The organism is Bradyrhizobium sp. CCGB20, assembly GCF_024199855.1.
In the GTDB taxonomy this organism is placed as follows: domain Bacteria; phylum Pseudomonadota; class Alphaproteobacteria; order Rhizobiales; family Xanthobacteraceae; genus Bradyrhizobium.
On sequence record NZ_JANADN010000001.1, the window covers coordinates 6,757,158 to 6,771,485 of the forward strand.

A 14,328-nucleotide genomic window follows, 5' to 3' on the forward strand; every position below is an offset into this window, starting at 1 on the left:
GGACGATTGATTGCTGATGCTCGCCGAGCGCAGCAGCGAAAGGACAGGCATGGCCAAGGATGCGCCCGCGGAGCGGATGAAGCGGAAAGACTATGAGAAGGAGCTCGAGAAGCTCCAGGTCGAGCTGTGCCATCTTCAGGACTGGGTGAGAGCCGAGAAACTGAAGGTGATCATCATCTTCGAAGGGCGCGACGCCGCCGGCAAGGGAGGCACCATCAAGGCGCTGACCGAAAAAGTGAGCCCGCGGGTGTTCCGCGTCTGCGCCCTGCCCGCACCGTCCGACCGGCAGAAATCCCAGCTGTTCCTCCAGCGCTACATCGAGCAATTCCCGGCCGGCGGCGAGATCGTGATCTTCGACCGCAGCTGGTACAATCGCGCTGGCGTCGAATATGTCATGGGCTTCTGCACGCCAGCCGAGCACAAGCGCTTCCTGGAATTGTGTCCGCAGGTCGAGAAATTCGCCGTGGATGCCGGCATCATCCTGATCAAGCTCTGGCTGGAGGTCGGGATGGAGGAGCAGGAGCTCCGCTTCAAGGCGCGCATCGAGGATCCGCTGCGACAGTGGAAGCTTAGCCCGATGGACACCGAGTCGTTCGGGCGCTGGTACGACTACTCGCGCGCGCGGGACATGATGTTCGAGGCGACCGACACCAAGCATGCGCCATGGCGACTGATCCGCTCCGACGACAAGCGGCGGGCACGGCTCAACGTCATCTCGCACATCCTGAGGACGATCCCCTACAAGAAGGTCGCGCGGCCAAAAGTCAAGCTGCCGAAGCGGTCCCACAAGGGACGCTACAACGACCAGGCGAGCCTGCGCGGACTGAAGTTCGTCGAGGAACGATACTAAAATACGAAACGGGCCGCGGTGACGCAGCCCGTTTGCTCTTGCGACCAGCGCGACCAGTCCTGGTCCTACTTCAACTTGATCGTGACGCCGCCCACCGCAGCCGACACTTCCGCGCCGACCTTCGGACCGCTGAGCTGAAGGATCACGCCATTGCCGTTCTGCAATTGAACGGCGCCGGCGCCGGCGGCAACGGCTCCGCCCGCACCGCCCACTGCGTAAGAACCTTCGATCGACTGCGGCCCCTTCAGATTGAGGGCGCGGCCGACGAACTTCGTGGTCGAGGCGCCAATCGTCAAGCCGACGCTCATACCGGAGACGGTGAATGGATATTTCTTGCCGCGGTAGACGAGAACACCCTCCCCACCACCGACGCCGACAATGAAGCCGCCCTTGGTGAAGACGACGGCGACCTGGCCGGTATCGGCATACGATGGCGTGGCGAAGCCGGTAAATGCCGCAAGCGTGGCAACCAGGACGGCACCGGTGGCAAGTTTCCTCATGACGTTCTTTCTCCTTTCGTTATGACCCCTTGGGGCAAAATGTTGCGGGATCGTGAGTTTGGCGCCGGGAACTCCATTGATCCAAGTCAACGGTCGGACGCATTCTGATAAGGCCGTCCACCACGGCGATCGTTCGCACGCAACGCGCTGGTCAGGTCGTCCGTTGCGCGGTCGTGGCTTGCTCTTCGAGAACACCGTCGAGCGAGCGCAGCCACTGGCCACTGTCGGTCTTTTCGCCCAGCCCTTCCGCACGTAGAAGGTCGCGGAGCTGCGCATGCGCCCCGGCGATGCAGAAGGTGACCTTTCGCGAGGCAAGCTCGTCGTAGAGCTCATGCAGCATGCGCGCGCCGGCAAGATCAATATAGGGCGACGCCGAGAGGTCGCAGACAACCAGCCGAATGTCGGGCGATGTCCGGAGCGCGATCAGCACCGTATCAAGAATGGTCTCGGCGTTGATGTAGAGCAACGACGCTTCGGGACGGAACGCGATGATGCCGACCAGCGGCTCGACCCCCTCGTGCCTTGCGCTGTCGGAATAGCGGCCCGTGCCGGGCAGACGGCCGAGGAACGCCACATTCGGTCTCGAAGCCCGCGCCAACAGGAGGAAGATCGACGCGATCGCCGCCAGCAGGACGCCCTGGAGGATGCCGAGCAGCAATACGGCGACCAAGGCAATCGCCGCCGCATAGAAATCAATCCGGCTAACCTGCCACATTCGCAGCAGCGCGCGGACATCCACCAGCTTGTACACTGCGGCAAAGACGATGGCGGCGAGTACTGCCTTGGGCAGATTCGTCAGGAGCCCCGTGAAGAACAGCAGACACAGCCCGAGCGTCACCGAGCAGATCACCAGGGCGAGTGGTGTCCGGGCGCCGGCATTATCATTGACGGCCGATTGCGATAAGCCGCCGGCGACAGGATAGCCATGGCCGAGGGCCGCCGCGAGGTTCGCCGCGCCCAGCCCCAAAAACTCCTGCCGCACGTCGAGCGGATAGCCGTGCTTGGCGGCGAAGCTGCGAGCCGCTGAAACGCCCTCGATATAGGCCAGCAGCACACACCCCGCCGCGAGTGGAAAAAGATCGTCGAATTCCAGCAGGCCGAAAGTTGGTATCCCGAGCGCCGGCAGGCCCTCCGGGATCTTTCCGGTGACGGGCACACCGAGAGCCGGGAGGCCAAGCAGAGTTGCCATTGCGATCGCGAGCGCGACGATGGTGATGCCGACCGGTTTGCCCGGCAGAAGTCGTTCGCCGAGCAAGAGCAGTAGCAGCGCGATTGCACCGACAGCCAGCACGCGCGGGTCGATGGCGCCAAGCTGCCCGACCAGCTTGACGGCCCGGTCGAAGAAATTGTGGCCGCCGCCGGCAACGCCGAACAGGCTCGGCAATTGGCTCATGATGATAGTGAGCCCGGCACCGGCCTTGAAGCCGACCAATATGCTGTCGCTGACGAGCCGGACCAGGACGCTGAGCTTGAACATCCACGCGATCAGGCACAGCACCGCGACCGCAAAGGCGGCAAGGCTTGCGATCTGGGCATAGCGTACTGCATCTCCTCCGGCCAGCATCCCGACGGTGCTTGCAATCATCAGCGAGATCGCCGAGGTCGGCCCGATCGCGAGCTGCCGCGATGCTCCAAGTAACGCATAGCCGATGCCGCCGAGCATGTAGCCATAGACGCCGATCTGCGGCGGCAGGCCCGCCAGCGCGGCATAGGCGAGCGAGACCGGGATGGCGTAAGCGGCGAGCGTGATGCCTGCAACAGCGTCGGACGGCAGCCACTCGCGCCGATAACCACCAAGCCATCCGGCCGGCGGAAAGAAGCGCGTCCAGGTCGGTTCGGGAGGCGAACTCATCTGATCAGCTCACGTGACGTCACTTCGCGGCACAACAAGACGATCAACAGCGCGACCACGGGAAGGCCAAGCGCGAGATAGGGGATGGTCTTGGTCACGAACGCACCGACGGCAGCACCGAATCCGAACACCACGCACAGAGCGAACAAGATGCCGGAGGGTACTCATGTCGGCGATATCGGCTGTCGCAAACTCTCTTCATCATGTCATAGGCATCGCCTCGCCTCCGCCGGGGCTTGATCTGGATCAAGCAATCTTCTCCCGCTGCCAATCAAATCCAGCGCAACGCGCCGGGGGATATGCGACCATGGACACCGTCAGGTGGATCATCACCACCGCACGGGAGACATTCCTGCTGCTGGCGATTTGCGCTCGGCACCATTCTCGTCCGCCAGAAGACTCATGGGTTCTCGATCGGGATGACCGCCTGCATCCTGATCGTGTCCGTCCTGATCGGACAGCTCGGCAGTTTCACCTTCCCGCCGACCCTCCGGGCCGTGCTGTTCAGCCTGTTCGTATTCACCATCGGCTATCGGTCAGGGCCGGAATTCTTCGCATCCCTGAGGTGACCATGCATCGCTTGATCCTCCGGTTTTTCGCGACCGCCTTCCTCGTTCTGCTCATCTTCGCCGCGCGTGCGCGCGCCGAGGACGAGGTCCGCATCCAGGAAGAGATCTGGGCCCTTCCGCTAGCGTTGCCGATGTTCGCCTATCTGGTGCGTCCGGTCGGCGACGGCCCGTTCCCGCTCGTGATCATGAATCACGGCGTCTCGCTCAAACCGACCGATCGCAGCTTCTTTCCGCTGGTCGAATTCCGCGACGCTGCCAAATGGTTCGCAAGGCGCGGCTACCTCGTAGTGGCGCCGGTCGGCAGCGGTTATGGCGCACAGGCGATCGACATTCCCGAGCGCGCGCTTTATGGCCCGTTCTTTTCGAAGGTCGGCAAGTGCACCAATCCCAATTTCCACGATGCGGGCCTCGCGGTCGCCCAGGTCGATCTCCGAATCATCGACTACATGGCGGCCGAGAAGCGCATCATCCCGAAAGACGTGATCGTGGTCGGGCAGTCCGCCGGCGGCTGGGCCTCGATCGCCTTGTCGAGCCTGAACCCGCCGCCGGTGAAGGCCATCATCACCTTCGCCGCCGGCCGCGGCGGCCGGGTAGACGGCAAGCCGAACAACAATTGCGCGCCGGACAGGCTCGTCGAGGCGACCGCGGATTTCGGCCGCACCTCGCGCGTGCCGATGCTGTGGATCTACATCGAGAACGACACATTCTTCGGTCCCGCCCTGTCGCAGCGCATGCACGCTGCCTTCACCAGCGCCGGCGGCCGGGCCGAGTATCATCTGATGCCCCCATTCGGCAACGAGGGGCATTTCTTCATCGGCTCGCCGGACGCGATTCCGCTGTGGTCGCCGCTGGTGACCAAGTTCCTCGATGCGCAGAAATAGCGCTCCGATCCGGAGGCGTGACCATGCTCAATGCCCGTGACTGTCTTGCTGGCCTTCTTGCCATCGCCATCACCGGGACCACGACATTGCCCGGCCGTGCCGCACCAAAAACAGCCCAGGCTGACAAGCCGGCCGAAGTCGCAACGCGTGGCCAGCGCGAAGCGAAGGACATCAGCTACGGCGATTGGCAGAAGCTCTGCTTCAAGGCCGCAGGTGCACCCACGCTGTGCCGGACCTCGATCACCGGGCAATTCGCGACCGGACAGACGGCTGTGCGCGTCGACCTGATCGAGCGCGAAGACGCTGCCACGGCCCGCCTGCAACTGTTCGTGCCAGTCGGCATGTACCTGCAACAGGCACCCAGCTTGAGCATCGACCAAGGCGCCTCCTTCCGCGTGCCCTATAATTGGTGTCTCACCAATCTATGCATCGCGGCGGATGTAGCGGCGCCGGAGGTCATCAGGGGAATGGAGGCCGGCAAAACGCTGACGCTCGAACTCGTCGATTCCAACCTCCTTGCCCTAAAGACCGCGATTCCGCTGGCGCAATTCGGCTCCGTCCACAAGGGCGCGCCAGCCAGGACGCTTGAGCAATATGTCGACGAATAACGACCAGAGTGGATTTACGAGATGCCGGCGCGTTCGACGGATTCGATCAGCGACTGCGCCATGAAAGGCTTGATTAAATAGGCAATGCAGCCCGATGCAAGCGCCGCGGCGCGGTTCGCGGGGCTGTCGTTGCCGGTGATGTAGATCACCGGCGCAGTGACGCCCTGCTCAGCCAGTTTCCGCCGCACATCGATGCCCGACGTTCCACCGAGATTGATGTCGAGGACGATGCAGATTGCGTTGTCAAATCGACCGTGCTCCAGCAAGGCCCCTGCGGAGTCGAACAGTGTCGCGTCGAAACCGTGCCCGCGCAGCAGCCTGTTCATGCTGGTCCGCATGGACAGATCGTCATCGACGACAAAAACGGACTGGCCTGGCGGCAAGACTATCTGCCTTTTCGGGAGATAAGCGAACTGCGAGCGCGGCAACGCGGGCTGGGTACTGGATTCGCATGCTCAGCATTGCCAACCCGACGCAAGTATGTTGGGCACGGCACGCCGTGCAGTGTCAACACGCCTCAATATTGTCCTTTGGTGCAGTCACATCGTGCGGGGAACCGCATCGGAATGACAGTGTAGCTAATGCTCATTCACATCGATCATTCCGAGCCGCTCCGCGATCGAAACGAGCTCAGCAAGCGAATGAACCTGCATCTTCTCCATCACCTGATGGCGGTGAGCCTTCACCGTGCGTTCGGTAGTCCCGAGCTCATGCGCAATCTGCTTGTTGATCCGGCCACGCACGATGAGATCGAACACCTGCCGCTCGCGCTGCGTCAGCCTGGCCAGTTGCGCACGAAAGGTGTCGAGCCTGCTGCGCTGGGCACGCGCCGTCCGCTGACTCGCCAACGCGCGCTCGATCGCGTCGATCAGCTGCTCGGAGGATATCGGTTTGGTCAGGAAATCTTCCGCCCCCGCCTTGATCGCACGCACCGTGGTCGGCGTGTCCGCATGTCCGGTCAGGAAAATGATTGGCAGCATCAGGCCGGACGCGATCAATCGCGTCTGCAAGTCGGGACCGCTCAATCCGGGAATCCGCACGTCGAGCAGGATGCAACCAGCCTGCTCGTCATCCAGCGCGCAATCCAGCAACTCTTGTGCTGACGCATAGGTCGCGACCTGATAGCCCGCGAGCTTCAGCCGGCGCGCGATCGCCGTCCGAAAGGACTCGTCGTCGTCGACTACGTGAATCAGGCCCGGCACCTTCACCTCTCATCTAATTCCAATGAGGACCCTTGATGCCTCCTCATTCTGGAAAGTCTTCTTCAACAGTTGAGGACCGAACTATCTGCGTCGCTTTGGGCCAAATCCCCGCAGCGGCAGCGCTTCTCATCCTGCGCACCAAGCCCCCATGCTGTCCCTTGGTACAATGAACCTAGGGACAATGGATTGAAATACCGCCTTGGTCATACATCAACCTCGGCGGGAGTGGGACGGCGCGGCGCATTCCCGACTGCGAAATATTTCGTTTGACGGACCAATTCGGCGTTGAGCTGGGGAGTTGGCCTATGTTTGTTCGCATCGCAACGGATTCCGCACTGCGTCCAAATTCTCTTCGTGACCTCGGCATGACCAGCGATTCAAATGCGCTCGTCAATTTAAGCGAATTTTCGTACAGGAAAGGCACCGAGATCTACGGCGAGAAAGAGCCTGCCGAGTATGTCTATCAGGTCAGGTCTGGCGCGGTAAGAAGTTACAAGCTGCTGCCGGATGGCCGCAGGCAGATTGGAGCATTCCACCTCGCCGGCGACATCTTCGGGCTCGAGAACGGTAGCGCCCACCGGTTCACGACGGAAGCGATCGTGGACACCACGGTGCGCCTGATCAAACGGCAAAGTCTCGAGACGGTCGCCGAGAGCGATGCCATGGTGGCCAGAAATCTGCTCAGCATGACCACGAACAATCTCCAGCACGCGGAAGACCACATGCTGCTGCTCGGACGCAAGACGTCGCTGGAGCGGGTCGCAGCGTTCCTGCTCGAGATGGACAAGCGCCTGACGGCCGCGGGCGTCATGGCGCTGCCGATGTCGCGGCGCGACATCGCCGACTATCTCGGCCTGACACTGGAAACCGTGTCCCGCGCGTTGTCCCGGCTGCATGACCTCGGCGTTCTTGGATTCATCGGCAACACCCAACGCCAGATCGTGTTGCGCGACCGGAGCCGGCTCGCCGGCCTCGACTTGCAATCTTGAACTTGCGCTTCATCGGCAACAAGCAGCATCAGATCATCCTGTTGCACCGCCAACAGATGACTTAGCTCGATCTTGAGACCTGGACGGCGATCCCGACGGCGCAATCGAGGCGAGATGCTCGAGCGTCTTGCGCAACACCTCGAACAGGACGGCGGTCGACCAGCCGAACATCAGGATGCCGCTCATCGCCGTCATCGGCCCGATCAGCCGCCAAGCCTCGACCGGCGTGACGTCGCCATAGCCGAGCGTGGTGTAGTTGACGAAGGCGAAATAGAGCAGGTGGCTACCGGCAGGCGCGGCGCCGACGATCATGTAGGCCAATGCCCAGACCAAGACCTCCAGCGTATGCGCGACCATCAGCGACACCGCCGTTACGACCATGACACCCATCAAATGCGTCCTGGGCCATACGGTGTGCCGCAATCCCGCCCTGCGGGCAGCGCCAATGGTCGCAATGGTCACCAGAGCATGGATCATGATGTCGGTCACGCTGACCAGTGCCCCGACCATAAATTGAAGCGCCATCCGCACCGCCAGGACTAATCGCGCTTACGAGGCTGCCGGTCGAGCCGTAATCTTTGCGCCCTCATGCGGCTGATCTCCTCATTGAGCGCGTCTGTCTTTTCGTCCCGCCGCTCCTTCTTCGATTTCGGCGGCTCGCTGCCGCGCAGCTTTTCGAGCGCCTTCTCGACCGAGAGCTTTGTCGTTTCCGTCATGATGGACCTCGTCTAGGGGTTGATCTCGGCATGCGATTCCACTGTGACACCGCCCTCTCCGTCATTCTCCCACTTTGCGAGATCGCCCAGATCGTACTTCCCGCCGAGACGAAAGTTCGCGATCTCGTAGGTTCTCTTCAAACCGTCATGCTGCATTTGCGACGAGCGCCGCGTGGGGGCTGGGCGACGGCGAGAGCCGTGCCGACCAGCAGCAAGATCAGGCCGACAACGCAACGCTTCAGGGCGCTTGTCGCCGTCATGGCGGCGTCCTCCCGGCGGTATTTTGGAGGGACGCTAGGAAGGGCGACCATGGGAGTGTTGATTTAGCTCAATGGAATCCTGCAGCACGCGTTGAGGATCGGAGGCATCAGACCACCGGCCGGTTTCGCGATGCGCTTCCTCAGCCACGGCTCATATCGACTACGCTATGAGCTCGAGGGCCGACGAATGCACCCGCCCATGTGCTGGTGGACGGGCTCACGCAATATGCGGAGCTTTGGGCGACCTATCGCGCGTTCACGCTGGAAAAGGCCGCCCTTGACGGCCGACCCGCTGGCACGCTTCGCCGAAGACGTGCTGGCGGAGCGCTGGCAAGGCAACAAGGCGGTCTGGATCGCGCCCGAAGACGCCGGCGGCGAGCTTACGCCGTTTCCAGCCGGCTACGACCATCTGCGAGCCATCCCTGTGCAGGATCGCCCAAATGAGTGAGCTCCTTGGACCGCTCGATTCCGAGGGCCGGGTGCCGCCGCACCAGCAGACACGCGTCGCCGCATTCCTCGTCTCTGCCCACGGGGCCCTGGCGCGACAATCCGCATTCACCTTGCCCGCAAGGTTCGAATCCGCCTGGCAGAGCGAACTGAACGCACAAATCTACCGCGAGACCGAACTCGTCTCGCTGCTGCTGCGCGCGACGAGCTGGGCGCCAGACCCGGGCCTGGGCTATATGGCCGTAGCCTGGGAAAGCGTTTGGTATCCTCAGCCGATCTACGAGATTTCGGACTGGCCGCTGGCGGTGGCGGCCGGACTTGCCACCCTGGCCCATGCCGTTCACGCCAGCATCCGGCCGGCGGCGCTGTTACCGGTGGAAGCAAATGCCAGCGATCCCTTCGTCATGGCACTGCGCCGCATCGAATTCGAAAGCGGCCGCCTGCTCCAGGCACAAATCCTGTCTCTCAACGGGCCTGACCTCGTGCCATTTCGCGAAGCCGTCGACTCTGCCCTGGAACGGCGCCATGCCGACGTCCGTAGGCAGTGGAGCGAGATGCTGCAAAGCGTCGGAATAAGCCACCGCGACCCAAATGACGGGAAGCCTTGACGCAAATCAAAGGAGTGCAGTGACCACCGGCCAGCATCCTTGCGCCGCCGCCCTTCGCACTGGAGGTTGATCATGAAGACCGTTTCCGTCGAAGAGGCTGTCGCCATGATCCCCAAAGGCGCCAGCGTGATGGTGGGCGGATTCATGGGTGTCGGGACTCCGGAACGTCTGCTCGACGAGATCGTCCGCCAGAACAAGACCGGGCTAACGCTGATTTCCAACGACGCTGCAATCCCCGGCAAGGGCGTCGGAAAGCTGTTCGAGGCGGGCCTCGTTTCGCGGCTGACCGCGACCCATATCGGCCTCAATCCGAAGGCGCAGCAGCAGATGCTGACGAACCAGATCGCGGTCGATCTCATTCCCCAAGGGACCTTCGCCGAACGTATCCGTGCCGGTGGATGCGGCCTCGGCGGCGTGCTGACGCCAACCGGCGTCGGCACCCTGATCGCGGAAGGCAAGCGCCAGATCGAGGTCGACGGAAAGCCGTTCCTGCTCGAGACCGCGTTGCGCGCGCAGTTCGCCCTGGTGCATGCCTTCCTCGCGGATTACCTCGGCAACCTCGCCTACGCGCTGACTTCGCGCAACTTCAATCCGGTGATGGCGATGGCGGCGGATACGGTGATCGTGACGGCGGAGAACATCGTTCCCGTGGGCGTCATCGCGCCCGATCACGTGATGACACCGGCGCCGCTCGTCGACTATCTCATTGCCAACGGGTGAGACCATGGACGCACAGACCATCATCGCCCGGCGCGTCGCCAAGGAGCTTCACAGCGGCGACCTCGTCAATCTCGGCATCGGCATTCCGACGCTGGTCGCGAATTACGTCTCCGCCGATCTGAAGGTGTTCTTCCAGTCGGAAAATGGCCTGATCGGCACCGGCCCGATCCCGGAGCAAGGAATGGCGCATCCGCTGCTGACGGACGCGGGCGGTCGCCCGATCAGTGCGTTGCCGGGCGCCTCCACCTTCGACAGCGCGATGTCGTTCGGACTGATCCGTGGCGGCCATGTCGATGTCACCGTCCTTGGCGGCCTCCAGGTCGACGCGCACGGTCACCTCGCCAACTGGATGATCCCCGGCAAGATGGTGCCGGGCATGGGCGGCGCAATGGACCTCGTCAGCGGCGCCAAGCGCGTGATCGTCGCCATGCAGCATGCCGCAAAAGGCAAATCGAAGATCGTCCGGAAATGCAACCTGCCCCTGACCGCGGCGCGGCCGGTGAACATGGTGGTCACCGATATGGCCGTCATCGTTTTTCCCGACGGCAAGGCGACCCTGCTGGAGACGGCGCCCGGCGTCAGCGTCAGTGAGATCATCGCCGTGACGGACGCCGAGCTCGTCATTCCCGACGACGTCGGCGAAATGCAGATCTGACGAGGTCATGGCCATGCGGATATTTGGCGATTTCAACGAGATCAAAGCCGCCGTCGGCACCGAGATCGGCGTCAGCGACTGGATTGGGGTGACTCAGGACCGCATCAACAAATTCGCCGAGGCGACCTGCGACGAGCAGTGGATTCATGTCGATCAGGAGCGCGCGAAGAGAGAGCTGCCCGGCGGCACCACCATCGCCCACGGGCTGTTGTCACTTGCGCTTGCGCCGCTCTTCATCCGCTCGGTGATCGGCCTGAAGGGCCTGCGAAGTACCCTGAACTACGGTGCAGACCGGATCAGGTATCTGGCGCCGGTGCCGGCCGGCGCCAGGCTGCGCGGCCGCGTCACGGTCGCGGAAGCCGAGGACGTCCCGCCTGATGGCCTTCGCGTGAACTATCATCTCGTGATCGAGATCGAGGGCGGAAAGAAGCCCGCCTGCGTCGCCGAGCTGATTGCCTTGCACTACCGCTGAGTCAATTCAGTCGATGATGTGGTAGCCGCCGTCGATATAAAGAACGCTACCGGTGATCAGCCTGGCGCCGTCGAGCGCCAGGAACGCCGTCGCGTTGCCGACGTCATCGATGCTGACGAGACTTCGCGCCGGTGCCTTCGACTGCGCCTTGTCCATGAGCTCGTCGAATTCGGGGATGCCCGATGCCGCGCGCGTCGCCAGCGGGCCCGGCGAGATCGCGTGGACGCGGATGCCCTTCGGGCCCAGCTCTGCCGCGATGTAGCGAACCGATGCTTCGAGGGCCGCCTTGGCCACGCCCATCAAATTGTAGTTTTCAACCACCATCTGGCTGCCGTAATAGGTCATGGTGAATATGGTGCCGCCATTCTTCATCAGCGGCTCGGCCAGGTGCGCCATGCGCATGAACGACCAGCACGAGACGTCCATGGTCTTGAGGAAGCCATCGCGGCCAACATCCACCACACGGCCGTGCAGCGCTTCCTTCGGCGAGAAGGCGATCGAGTGCAGCAGGAAATCGAGCTGCCCCCATTCCTTCGTAATGCGTTCGAACACCTGCTCCGTCTGCCCTTCGGCCATCACGTCCAGCGGCATGAAGATGGAGGACTCGAGCGCCTGCGCCAGCGGCTCGACGTGCTTTCTGGCGCGGTCGTTGAGGTACGTGACGGCGAGATCTGCTCCCAGCGCGCGAAATGCCTTCGCGCAACCCCACGCGATCGATTGGTCGTTCGCGATGCCGACAATGAGGCCTTTCTTTCCCTTCAGGGCGACCTTGGTATCCGGAAATACGGGAATCATGACACCCTCTTGTGTTTTGCGTCGTGCGATGGCCCGTTCATCAGCAGCGACAGCGTATGCCGTGCAATCATCAATTCCTCGTCGGTCGGCACGACATAGACCGGTATGAGACTGCCGGGCCGCGATATCAGTCGCGAATGGCGCGCGTTTTCCGCCGCGTCGAGCGTGACGCCCAGCCACCCGAACTGCTCGACCACGCGCGCACGGATTCCGGCGGAGTTCTCTCCGATCCCCGCCGTGAAGACGAACGCGTCCAGGCCCTGCAACGCGGCGACGAGCATGCCGGCATTGAGCCCGATCCGGTAGACGAAATGGTCGATCGCCAGTTTTGCGTTGGAGCTGTCGCTGGCCTCGAGTTCCCGCATGTCGTTGCTGAGGCCGGACAGCCCCTTCAATCCGCAATCGCGATAGAGGAAGTCCTGGATTTTCGCGGCGGACAGGCCCTTTTCGGACATCAGGTAGAGCACAACGCCGGGGTCGAGCTGTCCGGGGCGCGTGCCCATCGGAAGCCCGTCGAGCGCGGTAAAGCCCATCGTGCTCTCGACGCTCTGCCCGCCTTTCATCGCGCACATCGATGCGCCGCTGCCGAGATGGGCGACAATCACGCGCCGCCCGGCAATCTCGGGCGCGATCTGCGGCAGGGCTTTCGAAATGTATTCGTACGACAGCCCGTGGAATCCGTAACGCCGTACGCCCTCGGAATGAAGCTGGTGCGGGATCGCGTAGTGATCGGCGACCGCACTGTGCGTGCGATGAAAGGCCGTGTCGAAACAGGCGACCTGCGGCAGTTCGGGAAAGCGGCTCAGGATCGAGCGGATCGGGGCCAGGTTATGCGGCTGATGCAGGGGGGCTAGCGTGGCAAAGCGCTCGAGACGCGACACCACGCCATGATCGATCAGCACGGGCCGATCATATTCCGGGCCGCCATGCACCACACGGTGTCCGACCGCGACCGGATGAATCCGCATTTCCTCCCGCAGCCATTCGCCGGCAACACCCATCGCGCCCGGAACATCCGGGACTGCCTCGATCGGATAGGCACGATCGGCCAACGGGTCGCCGGTCGTGCCGCTCGCCCGCAGACGCGGGCGGCTGCCGATGCCCTCCATCTGACCCTTGATCTGGCGCCGCAGTCTGCCTTCCCCCTCGATCGAGAAGACCTGGAACTTGACGCTTGATGAGCCCGCGTTGACGACAAGAATGGTGTCCATGGCGATCACGCCGCAACTGTCGGTGCTTTTTGCCGTCTAGCTTGTGCATAAAGCGCCGCGACGGCGCAGGACGCCATTCGCGCACGCGGCGCGTCGGCGCGCGATGTCAGCACCACCGGCACGCGAGCGCCGAGCACGACGCCGGCGCCATCCGCCTTGGCGAAATAGGCCAGGTTCTTCGCCAGCATGTTGCCGGCCTCGAGGTCGGGAACGACCAGGATCTGCGCCCGGCCGGCGACCTCCGACGTGATGCCCTTGATCCGTGCCGCCTCCAGATCGATGGCATTGTCGAACGCCAGCGGACCGTCGAGCAGGCCGCCGGTGATCTGCCCGCGATCGGCCATCTTGCAAAGCGCCGCCGCCTCGATCGTCGAGGGGATCTTCGACGTCACGGTCTCGACCGCCGACAGGATCGCCACCCGCGGCAGCTTGCCGAAGCCGGCCTGCACATAGAGGTCGATCGCGTTCTGGATGATGTCGCGCTTGGCGTCGAGGTCGGGGAAGATGTTGATTGCCGCATCGGTGACGAAAATCGTCTCGGCATAGGCCGGCACGTCCATGACGAACACGTGGCTGATGCGCCGGTCGGTGCGCAGGCCGCCGACCTTCGCCGTGACCGCACGCATCAATTCGTCCGTATGCAGACTGCCCTTCATCAGCAGCTCGCCCCTGGCAGCATGGATCAATTCGACGCTCTTGGTGGCTGCCTCGTCACTGTGCGCCGCATCGACAATCTCGAACGATGAGATGTCGAGGCCAAATTTGGCGGCGGTATCCCTTATCTTTCCGCTAGGTCCCACCAGAAGCGGACGGATGATGCCGGCACTTGCGCTATCAACGGCACCGCGCAGCGATGTCTCGTCGCAGGGATGCACGACGACGGTCGGCGCCGGCGGCATGGCCTTGGCGGCTGCAATCAGCCGGTCATATTTGCTGGGCGACCGCGTCTGCATCGTGTCCACCGACATGATCTCTCTCCCGCTCCCGTGAACC

20 protein-coding genes and 1 pseudogene are annotated in these 14,328 nt (G+C 62.9%); 10 read left to right on the forward strand and 11 right to left on the reverse strand.

The window, feature by feature from the left end:
- The first annotated feature begins 49 nt into the window (after window positions 1-49).
- Complete coding sequence (gene ppk2, locus NLM15_RS31705; protein WP_254124522.1) at window positions 50-850, forward strand: polyphosphate kinase 2; 801 nt, start codon at window positions 50-52, stop codon at window positions 848-850.
- Between the two features lie 65 nt (window positions 851-915).
- Here the strand turns inward: ppk2 and NLM15_RS31710 are convergent, their stop codons facing one another.
- From NLM15_RS31710 to NLM15_RS31720, 3 genes are all read right to left on the reverse strand, one after another.
- Window positions 916-1,350, reverse strand: coding sequence for a hypothetical protein (locus tag NLM15_RS31710; protein ID WP_254121698.1), 435 nt, complete (start codon window positions 1,348-1,350; stop codon window positions 916-918).
- Between the two features lie 151 nt (window positions 1,351-1,501).
- On the reverse strand, window positions 1,502-3,202 hold the full coding sequence (locus NLM15_RS31715; protein ID WP_254121699.1) for a SulP family inorganic anion transporter: 1,701 nt from the start codon (window positions 3,200-3,202) through the stop codon (window positions 1,502-1,504).
- Window positions 3,199-3,351 (reverse strand): hypothetical protein, encoded by a 153-nt coding sequence (locus NLM15_RS31720; protein ID WP_309144947.1) that lies wholly within the window; start codon window positions 3,349-3,351, stop codon window positions 3,199-3,201. Before NLM15_RS31720 ends, NLM15_RS31715 begins: the two co-directional genes overlap by 4 nt.
- A 158-nt stretch (window positions 3,352-3,509) precedes the next feature.
- Here NLM15_RS31720 and NLM15_RS31725 point away from each other — a divergent pair.
- The 3 genes and pseudogenes from NLM15_RS31725 to NLM15_RS31735 form a co-directional block, all read left to right on the forward strand.
- Window positions 3,510-3,765: pseudogene (locus NLM15_RS31725) on the forward strand (transporter); the annotation flags it as partial.
- Window positions 3,766-3,773: 8 nt separating this feature from the next.
- Window positions 3,774-4,652 (forward strand): S9 family peptidase, encoded by an 879-nt coding sequence (locus NLM15_RS31730; RefSeq protein WP_254121700.1) that lies wholly within the window; start codon window positions 3,774-3,776, stop codon window positions 4,650-4,652.
- 23 nt (window positions 4,653-4,675) lie between these two features.
- Window positions 4,676-5,260, forward strand: a complete 585-nt coding sequence (locus NLM15_RS31735; protein ID WP_254121701.1) for an invasion associated locus B family protein — start codon at window positions 4,676-4,678, stop codon at window positions 5,258-5,260.
- Window positions 5,261-5,274: 14 nt separating this feature from the next.
- Here the strand turns inward: NLM15_RS31735 and NLM15_RS31740 are convergent, their stop codons facing one another.
- Both NLM15_RS31740 and NLM15_RS31745 read right to left on the reverse strand, forming a co-directional pair.
- Window positions 5,275-5,688 (reverse strand): response regulator transcription factor, encoded by a 414-nt coding sequence (locus NLM15_RS31740; protein ID WP_256565518.1) that lies wholly within the window; start codon window positions 5,686-5,688, stop codon window positions 5,275-5,277.
- A gap of 150 nt (window positions 5,689-5,838) precedes the next feature.
- Window positions 5,839-6,462, reverse strand: a complete 624-nt coding sequence (locus NLM15_RS31745; protein WP_254124526.1) for a response regulator transcription factor — start codon at window positions 6,460-6,462, stop codon at window positions 5,839-5,841.
- Window positions 6,463-6,767: 305 nt separating this feature from the next.
- Here NLM15_RS31745 and NLM15_RS31750 point away from each other — a divergent pair, with 305 nt between their 5' ends.
- Complete coding sequence (locus tag NLM15_RS31750; RefSeq protein WP_254121702.1) at window positions 6,768-7,451, forward strand: helix-turn-helix domain-containing protein; 684 nt, start codon at window positions 6,768-6,770, stop codon at window positions 7,449-7,451.
- A 33-nt stretch (window positions 7,452-7,484) separates the two neighbouring features.
- On the opposite strand, the gene NLM15_RS31755 is transcribed toward NLM15_RS31750, so the two are convergent.
- The 3 genes from NLM15_RS31755 to NLM15_RS43585 form a co-directional block, all read right to left on the reverse strand.
- The gene (locus tag NLM15_RS31755; RefSeq protein WP_254121703.1) at window positions 7,485-7,976 is read right to left on the reverse strand and encodes a potassium channel family protein; all 492 of its coding nucleotides are present in this window, start codon (window positions 7,974-7,976) and stop codon (window positions 7,485-7,487) included.
- 14 nt (window positions 7,977-7,990) lie between these two features.
- Window positions 7,991-8,167: a hypothetical protein gene (locus NLM15_RS31760; protein WP_254121704.1), complete on the reverse strand. Its 177-nt coding sequence runs from the start codon at window positions 8,165-8,167 to the stop codon at window positions 7,991-7,993.
- A 137-nt stretch (window positions 8,168-8,304) separates the two neighbouring features.
- Window positions 8,305-8,427 carry a hypothetical protein gene (locus NLM15_RS43585; RefSeq protein ID WP_256565519.1) on the reverse strand — a complete coding sequence of 41 codons (123 nt, stop codon included), beginning with the start codon at window positions 8,425-8,427 and terminating at the stop codon, window positions 8,305-8,307.
- A 277-nt stretch (window positions 8,428-8,704) separates the two neighbouring features.
- On the opposite strand from NLM15_RS43585, the gene NLM15_RS31765 reads away from it, so the two are divergent.
- The 5 genes from NLM15_RS31765 (at window position 8,705) to NLM15_RS31785 (ending at window position 11,329) form a co-directional block, all read left to right on the forward strand.
- Window positions 8,705-8,875 carry a hypothetical protein gene (locus NLM15_RS31765; protein ID WP_254121705.1) on the forward strand — a complete coding sequence of 57 codons (171 nt, stop codon included), beginning with the start codon at window positions 8,705-8,707 and terminating at the stop codon, window positions 8,873-8,875.
- Window positions 8,868-9,482 (forward strand): hypothetical protein, encoded by a 615-nt coding sequence (locus NLM15_RS31770; protein ID WP_254121706.1) that lies wholly within the window; start codon window positions 8,868-8,870, stop codon window positions 9,480-9,482. The genes NLM15_RS31765 and NLM15_RS31770 overlap by 8 nt, the downstream gene beginning before the upstream one ends.
- Window positions 9,483-9,554: 72 nt before the next feature.
- Window positions 9,555-10,202: a CoA transferase subunit A gene (locus NLM15_RS31775; RefSeq protein ID WP_254121707.1), complete on the forward strand. Its 648-nt coding sequence runs from the start codon at window positions 9,555-9,557 to the stop codon at window positions 10,200-10,202.
- A gap of 4 nt (window positions 10,203-10,206) precedes the next feature.
- Entirely contained in the window at window positions 10,207-10,857 is a 651-nt protein-coding gene (locus NLM15_RS31780) for a 3-oxoacid CoA-transferase subunit B (protein ID WP_254121708.1), read from the forward strand.
- A 13-nt stretch (window positions 10,858-10,870) separates the two neighbouring features.
- A complete protein-coding gene (locus tag NLM15_RS31785; RefSeq protein WP_254121709.1) occupies window positions 10,871-11,329 on the forward strand; it encodes a MaoC family dehydratase in 459 nt (152 codons plus the stop codon).
- Window positions 11,330-11,335: 6 nt separating this feature from the next.
- Here NLM15_RS31785 and fabI read toward each other — a convergent pair whose 3' ends face one another.
- From fabI to NLM15_RS31800, 3 genes are read right to left on the reverse strand one after another with little or no spacing between them, the layout of a single operon-like run.
- Entirely contained in the window at window positions 11,336-12,124 is a 789-nt protein-coding gene (gene fabI / locus NLM15_RS31790; RefSeq protein WP_254121710.1) for an enoyl-ACP reductase FabI, read from the reverse strand.
- On the reverse strand, window positions 12,121-13,335 hold the full coding sequence (locus NLM15_RS31795; protein WP_254124528.1) for an acetate/propionate family kinase: 1,215 nt from the start codon (window positions 13,333-13,335) through the stop codon (window positions 12,121-12,123). The genes fabI and NLM15_RS31795 overlap by 4 nt, the downstream gene beginning before the upstream one ends.
- 5 nt (window positions 13,336-13,340) lie before the next feature.
- Window positions 13,341-14,303 carry a phosphate acetyltransferase gene (locus tag NLM15_RS31800; protein WP_254121711.1) on the reverse strand — a complete coding sequence of 321 codons (963 nt, stop codon included), beginning with the start codon at window positions 14,301-14,303 and terminating at the stop codon, window positions 13,341-13,343.
- Window positions 14,304-14,328 lie beyond the last annotated feature (25 nt).

Bases quoted from the DNA above. Each gene is read 5' to 3' on its own strand.
- NLM15_RS31710 (WP_254121698.1), bottom strand. From the start codon at position 1,350: ATGAGGAAACTTGCCACCGGTGCCGTCCTGGTTGCCACGCTTGCGGCA.
- NLM15_RS31755 (WP_254121703.1), bottom strand. From the start codon at position 7,976: ATGGCGCTTCAATTTATGGTCGGGGCACTGGTCAGCGTGACCGACATC.
- NLM15_RS31750 (WP_254121702.1), top strand. From the start codon at position 6,768: ATGTTTGTTCGCATCGCAACGGATTCCGCACTGCGTCCAAATTCTCTT.
- NLM15_RS31735 (WP_254121701.1), top strand. From the start codon at position 4,676: ATGCTCAATGCCCGTGACTGTCTTGCTGGCCTTCTTGCCATCGCCATC.
- NLM15_RS31775 (WP_254121707.1), top strand. From the start codon at position 9,555: ATGAAGACCGTTTCCGTCGAAGAGGCTGTCGCCATGATCCCCAAAGGC.
- NLM15_RS31715 (WP_254121699.1), bottom strand. From the start codon at position 3,202: ATGAGTTCGCCTCCCGAACCGACCTGGACGCGCTTCTTTCCGCCGGCC.
- NLM15_RS43585 (WP_256565519.1), bottom strand. From the start codon at position 8,427: ATGACGGCGACAAGCGCCCTGAAGCGTTGCGTTGTCGGCCTGATCTTG.
- NLM15_RS31800 (WP_254121711.1), bottom strand. From the start codon at position 14,303: ATGTCGGTGGACACGATGCAGACGCGGTCGCCCAGCAAATATGACCGG.
- ppk2 (WP_254124522.1), top strand. From the start codon at position 50: ATGGCCAAGGATGCGCCCGCGGAGCGGATGAAGCGGAAAGACTATGAG.
- NLM15_RS31795 (WP_254124528.1), bottom strand. From the start codon at position 13,335: ATGGACACCATTCTTGTCGTCAACGCGGGCTCATCAAGCGTCAAGTTC.
- NLM15_RS31780 (WP_254121708.1), top strand. From the start codon at position 10,207: ATGGACGCACAGACCATCATCGCCCGGCGCGTCGCCAAGGAGCTTCAC.
- NLM15_RS31760 (WP_254121704.1), bottom strand. From the start codon at position 8,167: ATGACGGAAACGACAAAGCTCTCGGTCGAGAAGGCGCTCGAAAAGCTG.
- NLM15_RS31770 (WP_254121706.1), top strand. From the start codon at position 8,868: ATGAGTGAGCTCCTTGGACCGCTCGATTCCGAGGGCCGGGTGCCGCCG.
- fabI (WP_254121710.1), bottom strand. From the start codon at position 12,124: ATGATTCCCGTATTTCCGGATACCAAGGTCGCCCTGAAGGGAAAGAAA.
- NLM15_RS31785 (WP_254121709.1), top strand. From the start codon at position 10,871: ATGCGGATATTTGGCGATTTCAACGAGATCAAAGCCGCCGTCGGCACC.
- NLM15_RS31730 (WP_254121700.1), top strand. From the start codon at position 3,774: ATGCATCGCTTGATCCTCCGGTTTTTCGCGACCGCCTTCCTCGTTCTG.